The following is a 7,664-nucleotide window of genomic DNA, read 5'->3' as shown; positions in this document are numbered from 1 at the left end:
AGGGGGTGGGCGTCGGGACAGGGTGTAACCGTTCGCGGTGGCAGGTCATTCCTGCCCGCGGGGTTGGCCGTTGTGGTGCTCGGCCGTGCGGGGGATGTAAACCGGGGCGGCCTGGCGGGTGTTCCCGGCGACTGTCATGCCCGGCGGCTGCCATGCCCGGCCGCTGTGGTGCTCGGCCGTGCGGGGGGTGTAACTGGGCCGGCCTGCGGGGTGTTCCCGGCAGGGAGTTCCTGGCTGCGGTTGCCGGCGGGGTCGCGGACCACGACCCGGGCTGTTGCGGTGGTCTGCCAGGTATAACGACCCGGCCCGGCCCACGATTCCGCCGCCGGGGTGGCCCCGACCACCCGACATTCACCCCGAACCCGACAAACCATCCACCCCACCACCCCTGGAGAACCCGACACGGTGGTCAGCGCAGGGATGATCCACTCGGGTTCCTGGAAGTCGCGGTGTCCCGCTGCCCGGGATGCCCCGACATCACGAAACCCGAGTGGATCATGCCCGCGTGCACGTTGTCCCCGGACCGGGATTGACCAACAGGTCGGCGCGTCGTGAGGTCGACCCTGATCGGGTTGCCGTGTGGGGCGGTAGGGCTGGTTGAGGTTGAGCGGCGTGTCGGGCCTGGTTGGGGTTGGCCGAGTGGTCCGGTCGCGTCTGGTCGGGGTTTCCGCGTCCTGTGGCCGGGCCTTGTCGAGGTTGCGGGTGGTGCGGTGGGCCCTGGTTGAGGTTGCCGCGTCGTTTGGTGCGGCCTGGCCCAGTGCGAACCCGGCGCAAGATCGTGCTTGATCCAGGAAACAGGGCCTTCCTCGTGCCACGAGACCACTAGATCAAGGATCGAGCACGACCTTGCGGACTTGGGGCAGGGCACCGGCAAGCTCGCTCGATCCCCGGCCTGAACGCCGTCGCGCGAGGAGGGCGGCTGTTCGTCAACGCGGGGCCAGCGTCGATCAAGGAGTTGTGGTGGGTGACAAGATGCTCAGTCGTGGCCAAACCGGGCACCACAACTCCATGATCGCCTCGACCGGGCAGGGCAGCAGGCGCGGGGGGCAGCCACGCGCGGGGGCAGCACCGGCGAGGCGGCGCTCGCGGGGCGGTGCGGGCGGGGGTGGTCCCGACGTGCGGGTGGGCAGGGCGCCGGCAAGCTCGCACGGCGCGGCCGGAGCGGTTCCGACGTGCGGGTGGGGCAGCCCGAACGCGTCGGACTGCCCCACCCGGGAGCGCACTGACGAGATCAGAACCCGAGTACGGTCCGTCCGCCGACCACCGGCAGTCGCAGTTCGCTGTCGTTCGGTGCGACCCGCAGCTCGGTGCCGCCCAACGGCAGGAGTGTGTACTCCTGGTCGCTGGAGAAGACGACAACGCCGATCCGGTGTCCCGCCGGGAAGATGTAGTCCTTCGGCTCCATGGTCCACCGGTAGTCGTACATTTTGCCCTGCTTGATCGGCTCGGTGCGCGCGGCGCTCTTGCGGTTCTGCGGATCCATCCACCCTCGCGTCACCACGGTCGGGGCGGCGGTCGACCCGGCCGGACCGTAGTCGACAAGGTACGCGGTGAGGTTCGCGTCCGGCTTGTTGTCGACAGCCATCCGCAGCCGCATCTCCGGACGCCCGGAGATGCGTACGCTCTGCGTCAGCTCGGGGGAGCGGTAGGCGAGTCGGTTGGCGCTCGCGGTGTCCGGATTGGACATCAGCGTGTCCGGGTGGATGGTCCGGCCCTCGTCGACGAAGCTCTGCTCGATCTTGGCCTTCGGCGGCTTGCCGGTGGTGAGCGCGCCGGGTGCCGTGGTGTCGGTGGCCGCGAAGCGCAGGCCGACCTGCCGTGCCGCCGGGTCGGGCCAGTTGGCGTACGTGGTGTAGGCGCGGTCCTCGCGCTGGAGCACCGCGGTCGGCTCGTCCATGATGCCGTTGCGGACGTTCCACAGCCAGAAGTCGAACCAGCGGTTCTCGGTCTGCTTGTACGTCCACGTCTGACCGCTGGGCAGGGTCACCGACGCGCTGCTGCCGGGGCCACCGTGGCCGCCCTGGTGCAGCCAGATCTTGCGGGGGACGTCGCGCTTGGCGAGTTGGTCCCACCAGCCGGCGAAGTGCTCGGTCTTCACGTTCCAGTCGTTGAGGCCGTGCACGACGAAGACGCTGGCCTTGACGTCGCGGGCGTCGAGGTAGTCGCGGTCCTGCCAGAACTTCGAGTAGTCGCCGGTGACCCGGTCCTGTTTCGCGGTGATCTCGGCGAGCTCGTCGGCGCACTGCCCCTCGGCGCGTGCCTGCCCGGCGGTGTACTGGGCCAGGATGTCGAGGTCCTCGCCCTGGAAGGTGCCGGGCGCGACGACGAGGCCGTTGGCCCGGTAGTAGTCGTACCAGCTGCTGATCGCGGAGACCGGCACGATGGTCTTGAGCCCCTTGACGCCCGTGGTGGCCACCTGGTTGGGCAGCGTCCCGTTGTAGGAGACACCGGTCATGCCGACCGCGCCGGTGGTCCAGCCGGCGGTGACCGGGGCGCCGTTCACGTCGTACGCCTTCGCCCGGCCGTTGAGCCAGTCGATGACCGCCTTGGTGCCGAGCGTCTCGGCCTGGTCTCCGCTGGTCGGGCAGCCGTCCGAGTCACCGGTGCCGACGCTCTGGCCGAGCACCACCGCGTACCCGCGGGGCACGTAGTAGTCGTCCAGCGAGCCGGGCAGGTTGGCTTTCGCCTGGGCCCGTTGTGCGCCGGCGTCGAGGGCGCGACGCCCGTTGCGGTCGGTCAGGCCGTTCTGCGGCAGGTCGTCGACCAGCACGCTCGGGTACGGCACGTCACCCCAGGTGCCCTTGCGGTACGGGCTGTGCTCGAAGATGACGGGCACCTTGAAGCCCTGCGTGGCGGTCTCCCGGGGGCGGGAGATGTCGATCGCCACCCGGTCGGGTCGACCGTCGTGGTCGGTGTCCACCGGGGTCTGGACGAACACCCGCTCCTCGATCGCGTCGGCGAGCGAGAACACCGGTTGGGTCATGCCGTCGCTGACCACGATGCCGGTGGGCGTGGTGGGCGTGGGCGGAGCCGCAGCCGCGGGTGGGGCTGCGCTGAGGACCAGGGCGCCGGACACGCCGACGCTCAGGAGTGCCAGATGACGGGGTCGACGCATGCGCGTCTCCCTTCGGTTGGGCTGGTTGCCGGGTAGGCACTGGCCAATCTCGAAGATCCATTCGTCGCCATGCTAGGTCCGCCGGGGCGTCCCGTCGATCCCATCGGTTGTCCACTGTGGTCGGTCAGGGAGTCGGTGGCGTCACCGCGATGATCAGGTGGGAGCGCTGGTCGCTGGCGTTGCGGTAGAGGTGCGCCAGGCGCGAGTCGAAGGTGACCGATTCACCGGCGGTGAGGGTGTACGACTCACCGCCGATCTCGGCGACGACCTCACCGGTGATGACGATCGCGCATTCGGTCGACGGGTGCGCCCACGGTTCGGCTGAGCTGGCGTCGCCGGGTGCGAGGTGGGCCTGGAGCACCTCCAGGTCGCCGCGGCCGGGGGTGAGTCGTTCGTAGGTGATCTGGCCGGGTGGCGCGGCCAGCCTGGTCCGGGCGCCGACGCGGCTGACGTGCACGGGTGGCGCTTCCGGTTCGGAGAACAGCTCCGCGATCGAGGTGTCGAAGACCTGGGCGAGCTTCCGCAGTGTGGAGAGGCTGGGGTCGGTGGCGCCGTTCTCGATCTGGCTGAGCAGGGCGGGGGACACGTCGGCGGCTGTGGCGAGCTGACGCAGCGTGAGGGAGTGCTGCTGACGCAGGTCGCGGAGGCGGTCACCGAGCATGGGTCCTCGTTCCAAATACAGTGTGGCTGAATCTTGATTGACCAAACTATACGGCCCTGTTTAGGATCACTAAACATCAGGCGGCAATGTTCAGTTCAAGCGAACAAGCCGCACCGAGGCGCGAACCGGACGTCTCCGCCCGGTCTACATCCAACCCCGAGACGACGCCCCCGAGAAGCCCGCGACGCCCGTCCTCCCATCGGCCCGGCCGACGCGTGGTGTCGCCCGCCGGGCGTCGCACGCCCCGCGGATCCCGCACAACGGGCCGCGCGATACGAAGGTAGGAACAGCATGTCGGTGTCTCCCCGCCGGCTCCTCGCCGGAGCGTCCGCTCTGGCGACGCTGGCCGTCCTCTCCGTCAGCGCCTGTAGCGCCGGCGGCAGTGGTGGAAACGCGAACGGTACGGCCAAGACCCTCACCGTGAACACCTCGTTCGTGCTCAAGACCCTCGACCCCGGCCGGGTCTACGAGGCAACCGGTCTGACCGCCGTGCACGCCCTCTACGACACCCTGCTCACCTTCAAGGGTTCGGACGTGAGTAAGCCGGTCCCCGCGCTGGCCGAGTCGTACCAGGCGTCGCCGGACGCCAAGACGTTCACCTTCAAGCTCCGGCAGGGCGTGACGTTCGCCGACGGCAGCCCGCTCACCGCCGACGACGTCGTCTTCTCGCTCAACCGGCTGAAGAACATCAAGGGCAGCCCCGCTGTCACCGTCAGCGGCCTGACCGTGACCAAGACCGACGACAGCACAGTCGTGGTCGCCTCGGCCACCCCGGACCCGAACATCCCGGTGGTGCTGTCGATGCCGTCGACAGCGGTGCTCAACTCCACTGTCGCCAAGGAGCACGGCGCTCGCGACGGCGCCGACGCCGCCCAGGGCGACACCGCGCAGCAGTACCTGGACACCAACTCCGTCGGCAGCGGCCCGTACGTGCTGAAGTCCTACGACCCCTCGTCGCAGGTGGTGTTGGAGGCCAACCCGAAGTACTGGGGCACGAAGCCGCAGTTCTCCCGGGTGGTGCTGCGCAACATGGACGTGCAGACCCAGAAGCTGACCATGCAGCGTGCCGAGGCAGCCGAGATCTCCCTGGACATCTCCGGCAAGCTCCTCGACGGACTGCCGGGCAGCCTGCAGACCTCCGGCGTGCAGGACACCGTCTACTTCCTGTTCCTCAACGCCGACCCGGGCGTCTCGGCGGTCACCTCGAACCCGAAGTTCAACCAGGCCCTGCGCGCCGCCATCGACTACCAGGGAATCGCCGCCCTGTACGGCAAGGGCGCAGCCCCCGGCGCCGGGCTGGTCGCACCCGCCTTCCCGGGCGCGCTGCCGGCCGGCGAGGAGTCCAAGCGGGACGTGGCCAGGGCCAAGGCGCTGCTCACCGAGGCCGGCCTGACCAACCCGACGGTGAAGTTCACCTACCCGGCCATCACCTACAAGGGCGTGGACCTCGGCACGGTGGCCACCAAGGTGCAGGGCGACGCCGCCGAGGCCGGCATCAAGCTGGAGCTCAACCCGCAGCCGCTGACCACGTTCCTCGACGAGATGCGCGGCGGGAAGTCGCCTCTCGGATTCACCCCGCAGAGCCTGAACTACCCGGTCGCCGACTCACTGATCAACAACATGGCACCGGGCCAGGCGACAGCGTTGCGCTCCGGCTGGACGGTCGAGCGGGCCGACCCGGCTGTGGTGGCCGCCGGCAGGAAGGTCACCGCGACCCTCGACCTGGCCGGTCGGGCCACCGCCATGCAGGAGTGGCAGCGGCTGATGAACGCGTCCTCGCCGTACCTCGTGCTGGCCAGCAACTCCTCCATCGTCGTGGCGACCACGGACCTGACCGGGGCGGACTACACCGCCGCCGGTTGGCAGGTGGACGTCGCAGCGGTCGGCCGCAAGTAGTCCCGACGACATGACGACAGTCAACGACGGTGAGCCGGGCGCGGTCGCCACGACCGCGTCCCGGCCCCGGGGGGCCCACCCGCTGCTGACCTTCCTGGCCAAACGGGTGGCGGTCACCGCCGGCCTGCTGCTCGGCGTCACGGTGGTGACGTTCGGTCTGGTCAACGTGGTCCCCGGTGACCCGGTCACCGCCAACCTCTCCGACCAGGCGCTCAACGACCCCGCCGCGGTGGCCGCGTTCCGCGAGAAGTGGGGCCTGGACCAGCCGCTCTGGGCCCAGTACCTGCACTACCTGGGCAACCTGCTGCACGGCGACCTGGGTCACTCCCAGCAGACCGGGCGGGCCGTCCTGGACGACCTGCTGCACTACGTGCCGGCGACCCTGGAACTGGCCCTGCCGAGCATGGTGCTGGCGCTGCTCATCGGCACGGGGGTCGGCATGCTCGCGGCGGTCCGCAACGGCCGGCTCACCGACCAACTGGTCCGGGTCGGCGCCCTGCTCGGGCTCTCCACCCCACCGTTCTGGCTGTCCCTGGTCGTGCTCTACGTCTTCTTCTACCAGCTCGGCCTGGCCCCCAGCGGCGGGCGACTCTCCACGGACTTCAGCCCGCCGCCCACCGTCACCGGCATGTACACGGTCGACGGGGCGCTCGCCGGGCAGTGGGACGTCGCCTGGGACGCCGCCCAGCACCTGTCCCTGCCGGTGCTGGTGCTGACCTCGCTGACGGTGGCGATGCTGGTCCGCTTCGTCCGCTCGGCGATGCTCGAGGTGCTCCAGCAGGACTACATCCGGGCCGCGTACGCCAAGGGTCTGCCGACCCGGGTGGTGCTGCGCCGGCACCTGCTGCGCGCCGGCCTCGTCCCGGTGGTCACCGTCTCCGGCCTGGCGTTCGCCTCGCTGCTCTCCGGGACGGTGCTTGTCGAGAGCATCTTCGGCTGGCCCGGCGTCGGCCAGTACGCGTACCGCAGCGCCACGGCGCTGGACCTGCCCGCGATCCTCGGCGTCAGCCTCTTCGTGGCACTGGTCTACACGCTGGTCAACCTGACCGTCGACCTGCTGTACGGGCTCATCGATCCGAGGATCCGGTTGTCATGACGACACTTGCAGACCCGAAGGCGGAGCGGGCCCTGGGCCGACGCCGCTGGCTTGGCCGACTGCGCGGCGGCTCGACCAGTCGACCGGTCTGGCGTCAGCCGATCACGGTGGTGGCGTTGACGATCCTCGGTGGATGGTTGCTGCTGGCGTTGCTCGCCGACGTTCTCGCACCGTACGACCCGCTGGCGCAGAGCCCTGACACGTACGCGTCGCCCTCCGGGGCGCACTGGTTCGGCACCGACTCCCTCGGGCGCGACATCTTCAGCCGGGTCGTCCACGGCGCCCGTCTGTCCATCCCGCTGGCCCTGGCCATCGTCTCGCTGGCCCTGCTGGTCGGCGGGCTGCTCGGGCTGGTCGCCGGGTACGTCGGCCGGTTCGTCGACGAGGCGCTGATGCGCCTGACCGACCTGGTGTTCGCGTTCCCGCAGATCATCCTGGCCATGGCGGTGACTGCGGCGTTCGGCCCGAACACCCGCAACGCCGTGCTGGCCCTGGTCATCGTGTCCTGGCCGGTCTATGCCCGGGTGATCCGCAGCGCCGTGCTGAGCATGCGCGGCGACGACTACCTCAACGCCGCCCGCCTGCTCGGTGTCGGGCCGATCCGGGCGTTGCGCCGCGACGTGCTGCCCAACAGCATCGGCCCGGCGATAGTGCTGGCCACCCTGGAGCTGGGCAACGCTGTGCTGCTGCTCGCCGCCCTGTCGTTTCTCGGCCTGGGCCCCCGCCCGCCGGCCGCCGAGTGGGGCTCGATGGTGGCCCTCGGCGCGCAGGACCTGTCGATGTGGTGGGTGAGCGTCTTTCCCGGCCTCGCCATCCTCACCGTGGTGATGGCGTTCAACGTGCTCGGTGACGCGCTGCGCGACCGGCTCGACCCCCGCTACACGAAGGGACGCTGA

The 7,664-nt window shown here is 70.0% G+C and carries 5 protein-coding genes; 3 read left to right on the top strand and 2 right to left on the bottom strand.

The features are described from left to right. Positions 1-1,231: 1,231 nt before the first annotated feature. Positions 1,232-3,115, bottom strand: coding sequence for a Xaa-Pro dipeptidyl-peptidase (locus MED01_RS17000; RefSeq protein ID WP_238669544.1), 1,884 nt, complete (start codon positions 3,113-3,115; stop codon positions 1,232-1,234). A 124-nt stretch (positions 3,116-3,239) separates the two neighbouring features. Then, complete coding sequence (locus MED01_RS16995; protein WP_238669543.1) at positions 3,240-3,776, bottom strand: helix-turn-helix domain-containing protein; 537 nt, start codon at positions 3,774-3,776, stop codon at positions 3,240-3,242. Positions 3,777-4,067: 291 nt separating this feature from the next. Between MED01_RS16995 and MED01_RS16990 the strand changes: the two genes are divergently transcribed. From MED01_RS16990 to MED01_RS16980, 3 genes are read left to right on the top strand one after another with little or no spacing between them, the layout of a single operon-like run. Then, positions 4,068-5,672 carry an ABC transporter substrate-binding protein gene (locus tag MED01_RS16990; RefSeq protein ID WP_238669542.1) on the top strand — a complete coding sequence of 535 codons (1,605 nt, stop codon included), beginning with the start codon at positions 4,068-4,070 and terminating at the stop codon, positions 5,670-5,672. Positions 5,673-5,682: 10 nt separating this feature from the next. Next, complete coding sequence (locus MED01_RS16985; protein WP_238669541.1) at positions 5,683-6,768, top strand: ABC transporter permease; 1,086 nt, start codon at positions 5,683-5,685, stop codon at positions 6,766-6,768. Then, complete coding sequence (locus MED01_RS16980) at positions 6,765-7,664, top strand: ABC transporter permease (protein ID WP_238669540.1); 900 nt, start codon at positions 6,765-6,767, stop codon at positions 7,662-7,664. Before MED01_RS16985 ends, MED01_RS16980 begins: the two co-directional genes overlap by 4 nt.

The organism is Micromonospora alfalfae (assembly GCF_022230925.1).
GTDB lineage: Bacteria > Actinomycetota > Actinomycetes > Mycobacteriales > Micromonosporaceae > Micromonospora > Micromonospora alfalfae.
Note: the sequence above shows the minus strand (reverse complement) of the source record. Positions and strands in the feature narration are given on the sequence as shown.